Below are 14,599 nucleotides of genomic sequence, written 5' to 3'. Positions count from 1 at the left end.
GCGCGTATCAGTTGCGGTCCCAGCCTCCCGGTCGCGCCCTGCGGCTGGGCGCCCGAACTGGAAGTGCGCCGCCGATCGCAGGACGAGTCAACCGGCAACGCGATGTGGCCGCGCCGCTTCCGCGGCCGGATCGACCAGGGAGGCATGGCCGGGAAGTGGCGCGGCCGGGCACCACCGGGTGGGGCGAGGCAGCGGGGTCAGCGAGTGAAGGAGTCCTTCGTCTTCTCCTTCGCTTCACGCATCGCGCCTCGGGTCTGGAGAGCGGCACCTTTCGCCGCGAGAGTCTCCTTACCCACAGCGTGAGCCGCCTTCCTCACCGCTTTGCCGATGACCTGTTCAGCCTTCGCCTTGGTCTTTTCTCCGGCACTCATTTTGCGTCCCTCCGTGAGGCTCATGCGCCTACCCCCGATGGACGGGGCAAAACCAGGCCGGAGCGGTGTGTCGCTCGCAGTGGCGAGCGCGGCGAGCCCCCGGTTCCCATCGGTGCGGGCCTCCGGCACGCCGTTCGATCGGTCGTCTGTCCGCCTTCCTCATTGCCATGCACCTGCTCGGTGACGCGATGCGGCAGGTCGCGGGCGGCCCGGATGATGGTTGGCGACCCGCTGAAACCCTGGCGGGCGGCGCCGAGGCGGCGGGCTGCCTTTGCATCGGTCATCTGATCCGTGGCCCACGCGGACGCTGTGTCAGTCGTGTCATGAGGGCCGCCCGCGGAATCATGGGTGCGGAGGTGCATGGCCATGGGTGGACGCGTACACGTCAACGGGACGACATCTCGGTGGAGAACCGAGGCCAAGGGCCCGACGTGCTGCTGATCGCGGGGCTCAGTGACCCTGCCGAGGCGTGGCAGGCGCAGCTCGACGGGCTGTCGGACGGGTACCGGGTCATCGCCTACGACAACCGAGGGACCGGACGGACGCCGCTGCCGCCAGAGCCGATGTCCGTGGCCATGATGGCCGACGACGCCGCGGCGCTGCTCGGCGCGCTCCAGGTCGAGAAGGCCCATGTCGCAGGGTTCTCGGGCGGCAGTGCGATCGCCCAGGAGCTCGCGCTCCGCCACCCGTAGCTCGTGCGCAGCCTGGTCCTGATGAGCACCTGGGCACGGGCGGATGCCTACTTCGCTGCCATCCCTCTTCTTCGGAGGGAATCCCCGCCTTCAGGCGGGGAGGGAATCCGATCCTTGGCCCGGAGGCGCGGAGCGCCGGAGTCCTCTACATCTTCGTCGTGACGGTCAGGTAGGCCGCTTCTGGTTCTCGATGTAGTCCTTCACCACTTGAAGTGGTGCGCCGCCGCATGATCCGGCGAAGTAGGAGCCGGACCAGAAGCGACCGTGCATGGTGGCGCGGTTGACCCGGCCGGTGAACTCGGCGCGCAGGTACCGCGAGCTGACGCCCTTGAGGCTGTTGACCAGGCTGGAGAGAGCGACTTTCGGCGGGTAGTGCACGAGCAGGTGGACGTGGTCCTCTTCGCCGTTGAACTCGATCAGGTCGGCTCCGAAGTCGGTGCACACGTTTCGCATGATCTCTTCGCAGCGCGTCAGCATCTCGTCGTTGAAGACGTTGCGCCGATATTTGGTGATGAACACCAAGTGCGCGTGAAGGTTGTAGACTACGTGACGGCCGCGCCGTACATCGGGGTTTGGTTCCCAGCGTGGTGACATGCACCAAGTCTAGTGCGGTCGGCGGAATTGACGCGGAGGGGGTGGGCTGGATGATCCGTGCGCACAAGTTCCTCATGCGGCCCACCGTGGGCCAGGCGATCGCGCTCGGCGACATGCTGCGCGATCACTGCTCGCTCTACAACGGCGCGTTGCAGGAACGCCGCGACGCCTACCGGCACGTCTCAAAGACCACCGTCCGGTACGGGGACCAGTCGGCTCAGCTCAAAGAGATCCGGGCGTTCGACCCGGAGCGTCAGGGCCGATGGTCGTTCAGCTCGCAGCAGGCGACGCTCAGGCGCCTGGACAAGGCGTTCGCCGCGTTCTTCCGTCGTGTCAAGGCCGGGGAGAAGCCCGGCTATCCGCGCTTTCGGGGTATCGGCCGGTTCGACACCGTGGACTTCCCCAAGGACGGCGACGGCTGTCGCTGGGACTCCACACCGCACGATCCCGTCACCCACGTCCGCTTCCAAGGCGTCGGGCACGTCAAGGTGCATCAGCACCGCCCGGTGGCCGGCAGGATCAAGACCGTCTCCGTCCAGCGTGAGGGCAAGCGCTGGTACGTCATCCTGACCGCCGAGCAGGCCGTGCCCGAGCCGTTGCCCCAGGCCGACAGCGTGGTCGGCATCGACCTCGGCATAGCCAACTTCCTCGCCGACTCAAACGGCCGCTTCGTGCCCAACCCGCGGCATGGCCGGAAGGCCGCCGCGAAGCTCGAAGAAGCGCAACAGGCGCTCAGCCGGTGCAAGCGCGGCAGCAAGCGCCGCCGCAAGGCTGTGGAGAAGGTCGCCCGACTGCACCGCAAGGCCAGCCGCCAGCGCCTGGACCACGCGCACAAGACTGCGCTCGACCTCGTACGCGAACACGATTTCATCGCGCACGAAGACCTCAGGATCCGCAACATGAACCGGGCTCCTGAACCAAAGCCCGACCCCGACCAGCCGGGCAGCTTCCTGCCCAACGGGGCCACGTCCAAGGCCGGGCTGAACCGCTCGATCGCTGACGCCGGTTGGGGGGTGTTCCTCGCGATCCTGAACGCCAAGGCTGAAAGCGCCGGGCGGGAAGTGATGGCCGTGGACCCCCGCAACACATCCCGGCGGTGCCCCGAATGCGGGCACACCGCCAAGGAGAACCGGCCCACACAGGAGAAGTTCCACTGTGTCGCCTGCGGCCACCACGCGCACGCGGACACGGTGGGCGCCCTGAACGTTCTACGGGCCGGGCTGGTCCGTCGCGAAGCCCAACCGGCATAGCGAGAAGCCACCCCCTTCAGGGGGTGGAGGAGTCACGACGCGGTTCTGGCACTGGCTGGCGACGGACGCGCCGGACGAGCGCTCCATGCTGGAGGCGTTCTTGTTGTGGATCTACACCCCGCGCGCTCACGCGGACGGCACGGTGCAGCGGATCATCGACGAGGCGCTCGCCTTTCCCCACCCTCAGTCGGCCGAGGCCTTCCACCGCCAGCTCGAGCCCTTCATGGTTCATGACACGCTCGACCGACTGCCGGGCATCACAGCACCAACCCTTGTCCTGGCCGGCGAGCTGGACAGGGCCACGCCTCCACGGCTCGGGCGCGTCGTCGCGGACGCGATCCCGGGCGCGGACTTCGAGGTCATGCCGGGTGAGGCCCACCAGCCGTTCCAGGAGGCCCCGGACGCTTTCAATGCCAGGCTTCGCGCCTTCTGGCACGAGGTGGAACAGTGGCCGTCCTGACGGGTGGGCCCCGGCCGTTGTCACCCCGCGGTGGCCACCAGTATGGCCAAGGGGGCGTCTGTACGCCGTGGCCAAGGCCGAGCCTCTGCTGCAGGATCCACTCGCACTGTGGCGGCGCGCTTTCGAAGCGTTCTTCGAGCTGCGTGGGTCGCTGATCGGCCGCGCGGCGGCTGGCACGTGGAAGCCACAAGCGGCAGAAGTCTCAAAGCCATACCCGACGCCCCTGGGTGGGGCAACCATACGAAGGTTCGCCCGATCCCGCAGACAATGTAGGGAGGTTGAGTGACTGTGGCGCCGGGCTCCGTTTCACGCCTAGCTGGTGGTCACTGATTCCGCTTTCCTGGCGTGAACGGGCCGGACACGGGGGCTACACATTTGTCGACGACGGTCTTCTCGCCGGCCGCCGAGGCCTCCAAGCAGAGCCGTCCGCCCTTGTCACGCAGGTCGAGGAAGAATCGTGTGGTCGCACCCGACTGCTTCAGGTCGTGGATGCGCTCGTCGACGTAGCCGAGGTCGTTCAGGATCGTCCTGACCTTGGCGGGGGTGGGATCCACCAGATCCCAGAGCGCCTGGGCGATGCGCTCCTCATGGAGGTTGCTCGCGCACCAGTCGCGGGCGTTCAACTCCACTTCCGGCCCCGCCGTGGGGGCGATGGGCTCGATCGGGTTGCTCGGCGGTGTCACACCGGGCGGCAGTGTCTTCGCCGGGCCGGTCGGCGGCGCCTCTGGCGGGGCGCTAGGGGGACACGACTGCTCGACCCTGTCCAGTATCTCCGTGAGGCTGGGCCGGGCCTCGGCGGTCTCAGCGGGCTTGCTTTGCAGTCCGCCGGCGCTTGTCTTCTCGGTGCCGCAGGCGGCGAGCGCCAGAGCGGCAAGAGCTGTCATCGCGAGCGTGTGCCGTGGGCGGCGCGGGGAGCGGGCAACCGTGCTGGCAGGGGTTGGTCTCATGCGCCAAGTCTGTGATCAAGCCGCCCCCTGCACGTGAGTACGCGTACTCACGTGCAGGGGGGTACTCGCTCAAGGGGCGGTGGTGTACTCGACCGACTCGGAGGCGCGGGAGATGGTGTGCGAGCTGTTGGGCGCGGAGCGCGAGGTAGCCGCGGTCTGACGCCGAGGGGATTTCACAGGGCTCGAACTGGGTCTGCCTACCGTGACCGTCACACCGGAAATCCCGTGGCCTCGGCCACCTTCACGATGTCCGAGAAGGGTGCGTCCGGGGCCAGGCGGGCTACGACGTCCTGCCTGAGTGACCCCTGCTCGTAGATGCGGCGCGTTGCGTCAAGGCCGATGGGCCTCTCGTAGTTGTCCTCGGTGAACGACTGGACCCCCTGGCCTGAAGGCAGTTGAGGTACCTGACGCAGCCCTACGAGTAACTCGTAATTTAGGAATTATTATTGACACGCGCCGGCAACCGCTGCAAGATCCTGGAAACAAACCGCAGGCGCGCGGGCATTGACTGGTCCGAAGACCGACCGCCCCACCCTCCATGAGGGAGCGGTATCTCAGACTCACGACCAGGACGGGTCGGCACGCCTCATCGATCGGACAGCGAAGGTTCCGATGTGAAACGACATCTCACCGTCCTCCTCGCCCTCCTGACGGGCTTGCTGGTCCTGCCGGCGCCCGCACACGCCGGCCCAGCGGCCGGCACTGTCGCCGACACGGCGCCAGCACCTCAACAGGTGCTGAGCCCGACGCCGTACATGGGCTGGAACACCTACTACGCGCTCGGTGGCGATCCGACCGACGCCGAGGTCAGGTCGATAGCCGACTTCCTGGTCAGCAGCGGCCTGCGCGACGCCGGCTACGAGTACGTCTGGATCGACGGCAACTGGGCGGCGCCGACCCCGCGCAGCGCGGCCGGCGACCTGGTGCCCAACCCCGACCAGTTCCCGAACGGGCTGAAGCCGCTGGTCGACTACATCCACTCCAAGGGTCTGAAGGCCGGCATCTATACCGACGCCGGTCCGTACATCCCGGGCAAGTGCGGACTCGGCAGCCACGGCTACTATCAGCACGACGCGGACAACTTCGCCGCCCTGGAGTTCGACGCGGTCAAGGTGGACTACCTCTGCGGGATCGCCGCGGACCTCGACCCGAAGACCGTCTACACCGAGTTCGCGCAGGCGTTGCGGAACAACGCCAGTGGGCGCCCCATGCTCTTCAACCTCTGCAACCCGGTGACCTCCCCGGACTGGGGCAACTACCCGGAGGAGCAGCAGTCGACGTACTCCTGGAGCTATGCGCCGGGGATCGCGCAGTCCTGGCGGACGTACACCGATGTGGGTTTCGTCGGCGAGATCAAGTTCAAGGACGTGCTGCGCAACTACGACGCGAACGCGCGGCACCCCGAGGCCGCCGGGCCGGGGCACTTCAACGACCCGGACTACCTCGGACCTGAGCTCGGGATGTCCGACGAGGAGTTCCGTACCCAGATGACGCTCTGGTCGGTGGCGGCCGCGCCGCTGGTGATCGGCAGTGACGTCCGTAAGCTCAGCCAGACCTCGCTCGGCATTCTCTCGGACCGCGATGTACTCGCGATCAACCAGGACACCGCCGGCATTCAGGCCGTCCGCGTCGGCCCCGCCGGTACGACGGAGACCTGGGTGAAGCGGCTGGCCAACGGTGACCGTGCCGTGGTGCTGCTGAACCGGGGCGACAGCCCGACGACCGTGACCGCGAAGGCGTCGTCAGTGGGGCTGTCCGGGGATCGGTTCACCCTGAAGAACGCCTGGACCAACCAGGTCACCGAGAGCGCCGGTACCATCAGTGCCGCCGTCCCGGCCCATGGCGCGGCCCTGTTCCGGGTGGGCCCGGCCAAGGGCAAGCCCGGTGTTCCGCATGTTGTCGCCGGCCTGCCGCAGGTGACGCAGGTCGGTGGCGACGCGGTGCCGGCCGGGGTTGCCCCGGTGGTCGCCGGCGGCGACCAGGCCCGGGTCGAGGTCGCCGTCCGTAACGACGGTGCGCAGCCGGTCTTCGCGCCGCAGGTTGAGCTGACGGTGCCCGCCGGCTGGACGGCCCGTCCGCTCGGCAAGGCGCCGGAGCTGCTGGGCTCCAACCATTCCGTGACCTTCGCCTTCACGGTGACCCTGCCGGCCACCGCCGCGCCGGGCAACACCGCGCTGACCGCCACCACGTCGTACAAGGTGATCGGCAAGGGACAGTTGCGGCAGGAGACGGCCACATCGGTCGTTGTCGCGCCGGCGGCGCCGGACGGCGACGTCGTCCTGTCGCACCACCAGTGGATCAGCGCCACCAGCGGGTGGATGAGCCCGACGGTCGACCTGAGCGTCGGTGGCTGGTCGCCGATCAGCATGCTCGGCCAGGTCCACCCGACCGGTATCGGGGTTGCCTCGCCCTCCGCGGTCCGCTACTACCTCGGCGATCAGTGCAGCCGGCTGACCGCGACCGTCGGCATCGACGACGCGGTGCGCAACGTCGGACCGGAGGGCGGCACGTCGACCTTCCAGGTGATCGGTGACGGCCGGGTGCTGTTCGACAGCGGTGTGGTGACCCGCGACGAGACCCGCCAGGCCGACGTCGACCTGACCGGAGTCCGGGTGCTCGACCTGGTGGTCGGCGACGCCGGCGACGGCGGCTACAACGACCGTGCCAACTGGGCCGGTCTGAACGCCACCTGCTGATTCGGCTCGGCCGCACCCAGGTGACGCCTCACCTGGGTGCGGCCGATTCGCAAAGACTTTGAGACGCCGTGGCGCGGTTACGCGCGACGGCGTCGTGATGTCGGTCCGGCCCGGATGGGGAGCGGACGGCCCTTCCCTGCGTGCGCCCCTCAGTCAGGCCAACGGCGGCGCCAGTCGCGGGCAGCGGGTGCTCAGTTCCCCGATTCCTCCTCGCATACCGTGAGGGCGACCTCCCACGCCGACGGGAAGCCGCCCTCATTCCTGTCCGTCATCAGCGCCGACCGTACGGCCCACAGCTCTTCCCGCGACCACTCTTGCCGCACGCCCCGCCCCTTCGCCCGCTCCTCCCTCGATCAGATCAACAACGGGCGCCAGGACTGGTGAGCAGATTGAGGCGGTCGAGGACTTCGGCGGTCCGCACGACCGGAAGTCCGCGGACCCTCAAGGCCGGGAAGAGCTCGGAGTACCGGATCGTCTCGCCCTCGCAGTGGCCGGACAGCAGGATGACCAGGGCCCGGGCCCAGTCGACGTCGCTGGTGATCCAGCGGCTCCAGCCGCGGGCAGTGCCTTTGGCTTGCGGGGGTGGACATCCGCGACGGCCGCATCAGCGGCCTTCCTGCCGGGCGTTGGAGGAGTCGATCGTGTACGACACGCCTCCGTGGCCCGCGCGCCCCCGGGCAGGTGGCGTCTTGCCGGTCGAGTGCTACTCCGGCGCCTGCGGGCAGCGGGGCAGCCCGGAACGGCCCGGTGGCGACCCTCCTGGTGGGGGACTGCCTCCGGGCCGTCTCGGTATGCCGCTCAGCTGTGTGCGTGTGCGGCGTGGATGCGCTGGCTCTCGCCTACTTGGAGTCGTGGACGCGCAGGAATGTCTCGAGCCCGGCCAGGTCGTCGGTGTTGAGGTAGTCGACATCGGCGTCGACCAGTTCCTTCCAGACCGCGTCACGCGCAGGTCCGGCCGTGTCGGGGGTGGCCCAGAAGCGGACCTGCTGCCCCTTGGTGTGGGCGTCGGCCACGATCTGACGCAGCTTCGCGCGCTCGTGCACCGGAATCGGGCCCACGCCCTGCCAGGCGAAGTTCTTCGTCCAGTTGTCGCTGATCAGCGGGATGAATGAGGCGGGAGCGCTGGTGCCCAGGTCGGCGAGGCGGCCGTCGTAGAAGGCGGAGCGCACGTTCTGCGCCTCCATCGGGATCCGTGCGGCGCGGTCGCCGGAGATGACCGGGGTCACCGCTGCGGCGTGCACCTTGCCGGGCGTGTACGTGGTCAGCATCGACCGGTAGCGCTTCAGATGCTCGGCCAGCACCTCGTAGGTCTCCGCGCCTGGGGTCTTGATGTCGATGAGCAGCTGGAGCGAGGTGGTGTGGCCGTCGTACACCTCGCCGTGGTTGGCCTTCACCCGCTTCATCAGCGGGTCGAGGTAGAGCGACTCGAGCGTGCGGCCCGGTGTCAGGTCCTCCTTGTCGTGACCGATCAGCAACTCGTCGCCCACCAGCCAGATGTCGGCCTCGATGCTGCTGAAGCCGTGCGACAGTGCATCGTCGAGCGGGTTGGTGTGCTCGTAGTCGTTGTGGGCGTGGGCCCGTGCGAGCGGGGCTGGGGACGGTGCCGCGTCGGTGGATGCGGCGTAGGACGGAGCTGCCAGACCACTCGCAAGGACAGTGGTGGTGAGCGTGACGAGAGCACGGCGCGTATGCCGGAACATGAAGCCTCCTGGATCTCCGCCCGTGTGTGGGACCGGGCGGCCTGACGGAGGCTAAGAAGCGGCGGTGTCTCTTTGCGCACGCGGCGGGAAACACGCCGTGAATCAGGCCTGGCTGAACCGCCTCGGGCATGGCTGTTCCTCGGACGTTGCTCCGGCCGTCGGCGGTGGATGTGAAGGCCGAGGCAAGCGGGCTGCGGAGCAGGCGCATCACGGGATGCACAGGACCCTGAACTTTGGCGGCATGCGCAGGCCGCAGGCGCACCACTGAGTGCGGCGTGTGCGAGGCGCTGGATGGATGGGGAATTGTCACGCCGACACCACCGGAGGGCGCTCTGTGTGGGTGCCGTGGGGCAGTTCATTGCCGACGCCGTCGACACCGTGCCGGGTTCCGCTCGTGTGTGAATCTGCGTCGGGGCAGCCGGTCATGTCAGGTCCGCTGGTTGTGCAGGTCGTCGCGGAGACGGTGAGGGCGCCGAGGCCGCGGATGCCGGTGAACGGGACGAAGCGGACGAAGCGGACGCCGGGGTGGGTTGTCGAGCAGCAGGATGATGTGGCCGTGGCCGTGGCCGGCGGCGCGGCTGGCGGCGAGCAGGGTCGACTGCCAGGCCATGATGGTCGCCCCGGCGTTCTCGGTGGAGGGCCGGGGCGGCTCAGCTTTCGCCGCCGAAGCGCTCACGGCGCGACTCAAGATCTGGAAGACGTCGATGTCGCCGGTGTCGATCACGTGCAGGCCCCTCCAGCATGCTTTCGTCCGGCCTTGCCAGGGCACCGCGCACCCCCAGCGGCCGCGACAGCGGTTCGCGGGGATGGTCTGACGGTTTCGCACCGGCAGTCCACAGCGGGATGTGCTGCAGAGTACGAGGCCCGGCAGGCCGGTACAACGCAACCGGAAGCTGCCCCTGCGGCGCTCAAACGGTGCACGACCTGGATACTTCCTGACTCGATTTCATGCAGACCCTGGGGATGGCGCGGTACCGCTCGCCGCCATGCCGCAGACCCCGCAAGCCTCAACCCCCGGTTCGATGAGCCGACCCGAGCGGCGCACCCGTGGCGCATCGCGAGCTCCGACCCCTGCCGCGGCTCAGTCCGCCGGCGCGCGGCGTCCTCTGCCGCAGTGGGACCTAAATACTTGACGCATCCACTATATAGTTTACTATTCAACTTCTTAATCAGTCGGAGCCCCGCGTGTGCTGCCGGCCCATCGGCCGATCACAGTCCGCGGCGGCCCAGTTCGGAAGGAAAACTCATGACAACGAAGCTCACAGCAGCGGACGGAGCAAGCCGCCGCAGATTCCTGAAGGGGGCGACGGTCGCTGCCGCCGTGCCTGCCGCGGCCGCGCTGCTCGGCGGCGCGCTGCCCGGCACCGCAGCGGCGACTGATACGACCGCACTGCCGGACTACGCGCCGATCCCATCGGGCTCGGTCGGTCCCGCGCTCAACGCGGACGGCTACTTCGTGGGCCGGATCAAGGGGAACCTCTACTGGGTGACCGACTCGTACTACCAGGCCATGTTCCTGACCACCAGGGAGGGCGTCGTACTCGTCGACGCGCCGCCCACAATCGGACACAACCTGCTGCGCGCCATCGAGCAGGTGACCAGGGCCAACGGCATGCCCGGCAAGGTCACGCACCTGGTGTACTCCCACTCCCACGCCGATCACATCGGGGCCTCGGCCATCCTGGGCAAGGACGTGGTGCGCATCGGCCACACCGAGACTCGTCGCTTGCTGCGCCTGGACCGGGACCCGAACCGCCCGGTCCCGACGGTGACCTTCGACGACCGCTACGTCCTGAAAGTGGGCGGCGAGCGACTGGAACTCGCCCACCATGGTCCGAACCACTCGCCCGACAACATCTTCATCTACGCCCCCGACCAGGCGACCCTGATGGTTGTGGATGTGCTGTACCCCGGTTGGGTGCCGTTCAAGAACCTCGCCGTCTCTCAGGACATCCCTGGCTGGGTGAAGGCACACGACGTGGCGATGGACTACCCGTGGCAGACCCTGGTCGGCGGCCACCTCGGACGTCTCGGAGTCCGTGCCGACGGTGATCTGCAGAAGCAGTACATGGCCGACCTCGACGCCTCCGTCCGCAACGCCTCGGCGACGGTGGACCCCACGCCCTACTTCCAGAAGTACGGACCCACCGGAAACTCCTGGGCCATCTTCAAGGCCTACCTCGACGCCGTCGCCCAGCAAGCCGCTGACCCGGTGATCGCCAAGTACACCGGAACTCTGGCCGCCGCCGACGTCTTCACGGCCGACAACGCTTTCACGCTGCTTGAGTCGCTGCGCATCGATGGCGGACAGCTCGGCCCCTTCGGCATCCGTCCGTAAGCAGCCGCACCCACTCCCGCTCCTTCTCCGCAGCCGGTCGGAGTGGGAGGCACCGGAAACTCCCCGATCCGTGGAGCCGGCGCTGGACTCGGCCGTGCAGGCGAGGCCCGCGCGGCCGGGTCCAGCGCCGTGACCGGGGCACCGTGCCGCGGCGACGGCGGCGAGCCGGTGCGGACGGCTCGGCGCGGCGATGATCGAGTACGCCCGTCCGGGGATCCGCCTTCTTGGGCAAGCCCAGAGGTCGCGCACCGGCGGCATCCTGCGGGCCGCACTCGAGCGCCACGGCATCACCCCCGCGTATGCGGGGATGGCGTCGAGCGCGGCTGCCTCAACACCACCTTGGAGGGCGCACCCCGCGTATACATCACCGCCCACAACGACAGCGGCCACACCGGCTACGACCTGCCCGAGACGGGTCACATCGGCTTCACGGCCGTAGTGACCACCGACGCCGGAACGTCGATGGTGTGGGACGGTCATGCGCACCCGTCTTCGAGTCCGTTGTTGTCGAGTCCTCCAAGTCGAGCAGGTGTCATGACACTGGGTCGCAAGGGTGTAAGGCGCATCGTTGTCGACGGGTACGGCCTACGGCTGGCGCTTGCGGCGTAGACCAATCCACCAGCATCCACACGGGCCTGATTGACCCAGATGCGGATGGTCTGCGCCAAGGGCTCAAACTCCTTGGCCAGGTCCTCGGGCGGGCAGCCGGCCGGGCGAGTCGACGATCTGGCCGCCAGGACTCCGGCGGGTCTACGCGGGACGCGCCCCTGGGCTGCGGTCGCCGAGCACGAACGCGGCCGGCCAGCTCTCGCGCAGGATCCGGGCCAGCAGCGGGTGCTCGGAGTCGAGAACCTCGCTGAGCCGGATCGAGCCGTCCGCCTCGATCCGCTGCCCGCCGAGCAGGACGCGCGCCTGGAGCAGCTCCTCGCCCCACGGCTCGATGGCGTTGCAGAACAGGCCCTCGAAGCGGTGACCGGCCAGGGTGCCGTCGTGCACCCGGCGGGTGTAGTCCTCGATCACCTCGGCGGGCAGGTACACCCAGGCCAGGTGAACCACGGTGCGGCCGTCCTCGAGGCGGATCGGCAGCCGGACCTTGAGAAAGTTGCCGACACCTCGGGCGACCATCACCGCGCCGGTATCGGCGGTGACCCGCTCCGCCCGCTCGGCCGGGGAGAGTTCGGCGATCAGGTGGGGGAGGGGGTGGGCGAAGCCTGGATGCTCCGGGTCGAAGGTGCCGCCGCAGTCGCACCCGCCCCCGCTCCCGCCGGCCGCGTGGTCGTGCCGCTCTGGGCCGGAGCCGACGGGCAGCACCAGGGTGAAGGACCGGGCGACGGTGAAGACCGTCGGCTCGGGCAAGGCGAGTGCGGCCAGCGCGGCGGAGGCGGCCTCGTGCCGCTCGCCGTTGACGCGCACCTCGGCCTCCACGGCGCCTGGGGCGCCGCCGTAGAAGACCCGGACACCGTTGAACCAGGGCGACTCCAGGTCGGCGGTGAAGGTGTGGGCGATCTCGCGGAGCACGTCAGCCTCCAGCAGTGCGTTCTGGAGACGGAGGTTCTCCCGGTCGGAGAGCCCGTAGGCCAGCACGCCCGAGGTGATGGACCGCCACCCCGGCACGCCACGCTCCTCGTCGGGGCCCCAGTGCTCGGCGAGCTGCTCGTTCCCGTCGAGCAGCTCGAGCATGCAGGCGCCGGCGGAACGGGCCCAGAGGCCGGCCGCGTCACGCGGGGTGGAGACCACCACGACGCAGTCCACGAAGCAGGGCACGTCGGGCTGGATGCTCACGTCCGGGAAGGCGATCAGGTCGTAGTGCCCCTCGTCCCCGTGCCCTGCCGGCCCGATACCGACGGCCCAACCCTGGGGGCTGAGCAGTGAGTTGCCCTTGAGCTCGGCGCCCGCCGTGCAGCCGGGGGCGACCTCCTCCAGGGCGTCGCGGACCAGGGTGAGGAAGTCGAGATCGGGCAGTCGGCCCTCGGGGGGCTCGGTGGCGCGCGGGCGGCGGCGTATCCAGGGCATGCGGGGGATCATACGGAAGCGGTGCTGGTGGGCCACCTGCATCTCCGCGGCAGGGCATAGGCGGTGCCGGCGGTAGCGGCGGAGGGTCGGCCGAGCCGAGCCGTCGGTGAGCGGAGCCTCGCTCAGGCGCTGCTACTTCTCACCGACATCGCACACGGCCGTGATCGGGAAGTGGTCTTGCAATCCGAAGGCACATGGTCTCGGTTGTGGCCTACGCAGCCACGCTGGTTATGGCCGGGCATCAGGCGGTCCCGTCGCGTGACGGTGGTTTCGGTTGGCGATGGAGAACCGGGCGGCACCGTGATAGTGCCAGCCCGTCAGGGGCTTGGGGATCATGCGGCAATGTGCGGCTCGCTCTGGCCGAATCGAAGAGCGCGCAGGATCTGCCCGTGCTCCTTGCGGGCGACAGGAGCGGGGATGCGGCCGGTGGCGCGGCGCAGGGCCAGAGTGGCAAGGGCGTCGGCGGTCTCGTTGAGGTCGTGGTCGATGTGGCCCTTGAGCCAGCGGACCTCTACGCGGTCGCGGTGCGGCATCAGGTCGGCGAGGAGCTGCCTGCCTTCGGGGAACACAACGGTGCGGTGGGCCACCGCCGGGTTGGCGGTTTCAAGGGCCCCGTTGATGGTGGCGACGGCTTCGGAGCTGTCACACAGGATGACGACGGGGCAGTCCCGGCTGCGGTCGAGGAGGGCGAGGGCGGCGTTGCAGATGCCGACGACCTCCGCTTCGCCGCTGCTGGAGGCCATGGAGTCGCCATGGCCCGTGATGCCGTTTTCGGAGCCCCAGCCATAGCCGCACAGGGCGGACTCGTCGCCGACCGCGGCGTCGGCGACGGCTACGACCGCATGGGGGAGGAGGTCGTCGAGGGTCGCGTATCGGTCTGAGGCGGTGTCGGGCTTGGCGATCTCCTCGTGACGTCATCCTCGTCCAGCGCAGCCCAGCCCAGCCCAGCCGTGGCGGGGACTTCCATGACAAGGGCCTCGGCGAGAGCGAGGTGGCATCGCGGGCACTCCGCGGCCCGTTCGGGGCAGCCGGGGCCGACGAACACCGGTGGTCGGCGAGAGCGCGGCAAGCGGGCGGCCGAGAGCACAGCGACGGGGTGCGTTTCCGGTCGATCACGTATCCGGCCCGGCCGAGGATCGGCGTGATTGTCGAGGCGGACAGGAGGAAGGTCGTCATCACGCGACGGGATGGGGCCACGTGTTCCATCCCGAGTGGACTTCCGGACGAGCTGATCGTCTGGACGTTGGCGAGCGCGCCGATATGGTGCCGGGGACGTGCGAATGCTGCGGTGCAAGCTTCAGCCGCCCTTGGGCACGGGTCAGCTACCAGCGACCGTCCATCGTGAAGGCGATCGATGGCCGGGGACAGCAGTGTCTCATTCGCCTGGCCTGCGGACGGAGCAACCACGTCGGCCAAATCTGTGAGGGCGTACTCCTTGCCTTCGTTACTGACTTCGGCGCATTAGGGTGACGCTGGGTCATCGAGGGTCAGGCCGGTGCCTGCTATGAAGCCGTCGAGGGTGTCGGGCCGGTACTGGA

Annotated in this window: 13 protein-coding genes and 1 pseudogene; 6 read left to right on the top strand and 8 right to left on the bottom strand. The window is 68.8% G+C overall.

Annotated features, from left to right (window positions below):
• Window positions 1–197: 197 nt before the first annotated feature.
• Window positions 198–395: a hypothetical protein gene (locus ABT078_RS37055; protein WP_351235871.1), complete on the bottom strand. Its 198-nt coding sequence runs from the start codon at window positions 393–395 to the stop codon at window positions 198–200.
• Window positions 396–775: 380 nt separating this feature from the next.
• Between ABT078_RS37055 and ABT078_RS37050 the strand changes: the two genes are divergently transcribed.
• Window positions 776–1,063 (top strand): alpha/beta fold hydrolase, encoded by a 288-nt coding sequence (locus ABT078_RS37050; protein WP_351235845.1) that lies wholly within the window; start codon window positions 776–778, stop codon window positions 1,061–1,063.
• Between the two features lie 165 nt (window positions 1,064–1,228).
• On the opposite strand, the gene tnpA is transcribed toward ABT078_RS37050, so the two are convergent.
• On the bottom strand, window positions 1,229–1,657 hold the full coding sequence (gene tnpA / locus ABT078_RS37045) for an IS200/IS605 family transposase (RefSeq protein WP_351235843.1): 429 nt from the start codon (window positions 1,655–1,657) through the stop codon (window positions 1,229–1,231).
• Between the two features lie 50 nt (window positions 1,658–1,707).
• On the opposite strand from tnpA, the gene ABT078_RS37040 reads away from it, so the two are divergent.
• Both ABT078_RS37040 and ABT078_RS37035 read left to right on the top strand, forming a co-directional pair.
• Entirely contained in the window at window positions 1,708–2,907 is a 1,200-nt protein-coding gene (locus tag ABT078_RS37040) for an RNA-guided endonuclease InsQ/TnpB family protein (RefSeq protein ID WP_351235869.1), read from the top strand.
• A gap of 85 nt (window positions 2,908–2,992) precedes the next feature.
• Window positions 2,993–3,367, top strand: a complete 375-nt coding sequence (locus tag ABT078_RS37035; protein ID WP_351235841.1) for an alpha/beta fold hydrolase — start codon at window positions 2,993–2,995, stop codon at window positions 3,365–3,367.
• 323 nt (window positions 3,368–3,690) lie between these two features.
• Here ABT078_RS37035 and ABT078_RS37030 read toward each other — a convergent pair whose 3' ends face one another.
• Window positions 3,691–4,314 carry a hypothetical protein gene (locus ABT078_RS37030; protein ID WP_351235839.1) on the bottom strand — a complete coding sequence of 208 codons (624 nt, stop codon included), beginning with the start codon at window positions 4,312–4,314 and terminating at the stop codon, window positions 3,691–3,693.
• A gap of 614 nt (window positions 4,315–4,928) precedes the next feature.
• Here ABT078_RS37030 and ABT078_RS37025 point away from each other — a divergent pair.
• A complete protein-coding gene (locus tag ABT078_RS37025) occupies window positions 4,929–7,010 on the top strand; it encodes an NPCBM/NEW2 domain-containing protein (RefSeq protein WP_351235837.1) in 2,082 nt (693 codons plus the stop codon).
• 839 nt (window positions 7,011–7,849) lie between these two features.
• Here the strand turns inward: ABT078_RS37025 and ABT078_RS37020 are convergent.
• Both ABT078_RS37020 and ABT078_RS37015 read right to left on the bottom strand, forming a co-directional pair.
• Window positions 7,850–8,710 (bottom strand): phosphatidylinositol-specific phospholipase C/glycerophosphodiester phosphodiesterase family protein, encoded by an 861-nt coding sequence (locus tag ABT078_RS37020; RefSeq protein WP_351235835.1) that lies wholly within the window; start codon window positions 8,708–8,710, stop codon window positions 7,850–7,852.
• A 427-nt stretch (window positions 8,711–9,137) separates the two neighbouring features.
• Window positions 9,138–9,434 carry a hypothetical protein gene (locus ABT078_RS37015; RefSeq protein WP_351235833.1) on the bottom strand — a complete coding sequence of 99 codons (297 nt, stop codon included), beginning with the start codon at window positions 9,432–9,434 and terminating at the stop codon, window positions 9,138–9,140.
• Between the two features lie 522 nt (window positions 9,435–9,956).
• Between ABT078_RS37015 and ABT078_RS37010 the strand changes: the two genes are divergently transcribed.
• The gene (locus ABT078_RS37010; RefSeq protein WP_351235831.1) at window positions 9,957–11,048 is read left to right on the top strand and encodes an MBL fold metallo-hydrolase; all 1,092 of its coding nucleotides are present in this window, start codon (window positions 9,957–9,959) and stop codon (window positions 11,046–11,048) included.
• Between the two features lie 750 nt (window positions 11,049–11,798).
• Here ABT078_RS37010 and ABT078_RS37005 read toward each other — a convergent pair.
• Window positions 11,799–13,061 (bottom strand): DUF6348 family protein, encoded by a 1,263-nt coding sequence (locus ABT078_RS37005; protein WP_351235829.1) that lies wholly within the window; start codon window positions 13,059–13,061, stop codon window positions 11,799–11,801.
• Between the two features lie 332 nt (window positions 13,062–13,393).
• A complete protein-coding gene (locus ABT078_RS37000) occupies window positions 13,394–13,804 on the bottom strand; it encodes a ribonuclease HI (protein ID WP_351235827.1) in 411 nt (136 codons plus the stop codon).
• 9 nt (window positions 13,805–13,813) lie between these two features.
• Here ABT078_RS37000 and ABT078_RS36995 point away from each other — a divergent pair, with 9 nt between their 5' ends.
• Window positions 13,814–13,942, top strand: a complete 129-nt coding sequence (locus ABT078_RS36995; RefSeq protein ID WP_351235824.1) for a hypothetical protein — start codon at window positions 13,814–13,816, stop codon at window positions 13,940–13,942.
• A gap of 580 nt (window positions 13,943–14,522) precedes the next feature.
• On the opposite strand, the pseudogene ABT078_RS42990 reads toward ABT078_RS36995, so the two are convergent.
• Window positions 14,523–14,599 (bottom strand): annotated as a pseudogene (locus tag ABT078_RS42990) (transposase); the annotation flags it as partial.

Origin of the sequence: Streptomyces sp. NPDC002133 (genome assembly GCF_040296405.1) — a bacterium.
Taxonomy (GTDB): domain Bacteria; phylum Actinomycetota; class Actinomycetes; order Streptomycetales; family Streptomycetaceae; genus Streptomyces.
The sequence above is the reverse complement of the archived record's forward strand: the minus strand, read 5'-3'. Positions and strand labels throughout refer to the sequence as shown.

What these genes read in the sequence shown, in the direction of transcription:
- ABT078_RS37055 (WP_351235871.1), bottom strand. Translation starts at nt 395, where the DNA reads ATGAGCCTCACGGAGGGACGCAAAATGAGTGCCGGAGAAAAGACCAAG.
- tnpA (WP_351235843.1), bottom strand. Translation starts at nt 1,657, where the DNA reads ATGTCACCACGCTGGGAACCAAACCCCGATGTACGGCGCGGCCGTCAC.
- ABT078_RS37040 (WP_351235869.1), top strand. Translation starts at nt 1,708, where the DNA reads ATGATCCGTGCGCACAAGTTCCTCATGCGGCCCACCGTGGGCCAGGCG.
- ABT078_RS37035 (WP_351235841.1), top strand. Translation starts at nt 2,993, where the DNA reads ATGCTGGAGGCGTTCTTGTTGTGGATCTACACCCCGCGCGCTCACGCG.
- ABT078_RS37030 (WP_351235839.1), bottom strand. Translation starts at nt 4,314, where the DNA reads ATGAGACCAACCCCTGCCAGCACGGTTGCCCGCTCCCCGCGCCGCCCA.
- ABT078_RS37020 (WP_351235835.1), bottom strand. Translation starts at nt 8,710, where the DNA reads ATGTTCCGGCATACGCGCCGTGCTCTCGTCACGCTCACCACCACTGTC.
- ABT078_RS37010 (WP_351235831.1), top strand. Translation starts at nt 9,957, where the DNA reads ATGACAACGAAGCTCACAGCAGCGGACGGAGCAAGCCGCCGCAGATTC.
- ABT078_RS37005 (WP_351235829.1), bottom strand. Translation starts at nt 13,061, where the DNA reads ATGCCCTGGATACGCCGCCGCCCGCGCGCCACCGAGCCCCCCGAGGGC.
- ABT078_RS37000 (WP_351235827.1), bottom strand. Translation starts at nt 13,804, where the DNA reads ATGGCCTCCAGCAGCGGCGAAGCGGAGGTCGTCGGCATCTGCAACGCC.
- ABT078_RS36995 (WP_351235824.1), top strand. Translation starts at nt 13,814, where the DNA reads ATGGCCCGTGATGCCGTTTTCGGAGCCCCAGCCATAGCCGCACAGGGC.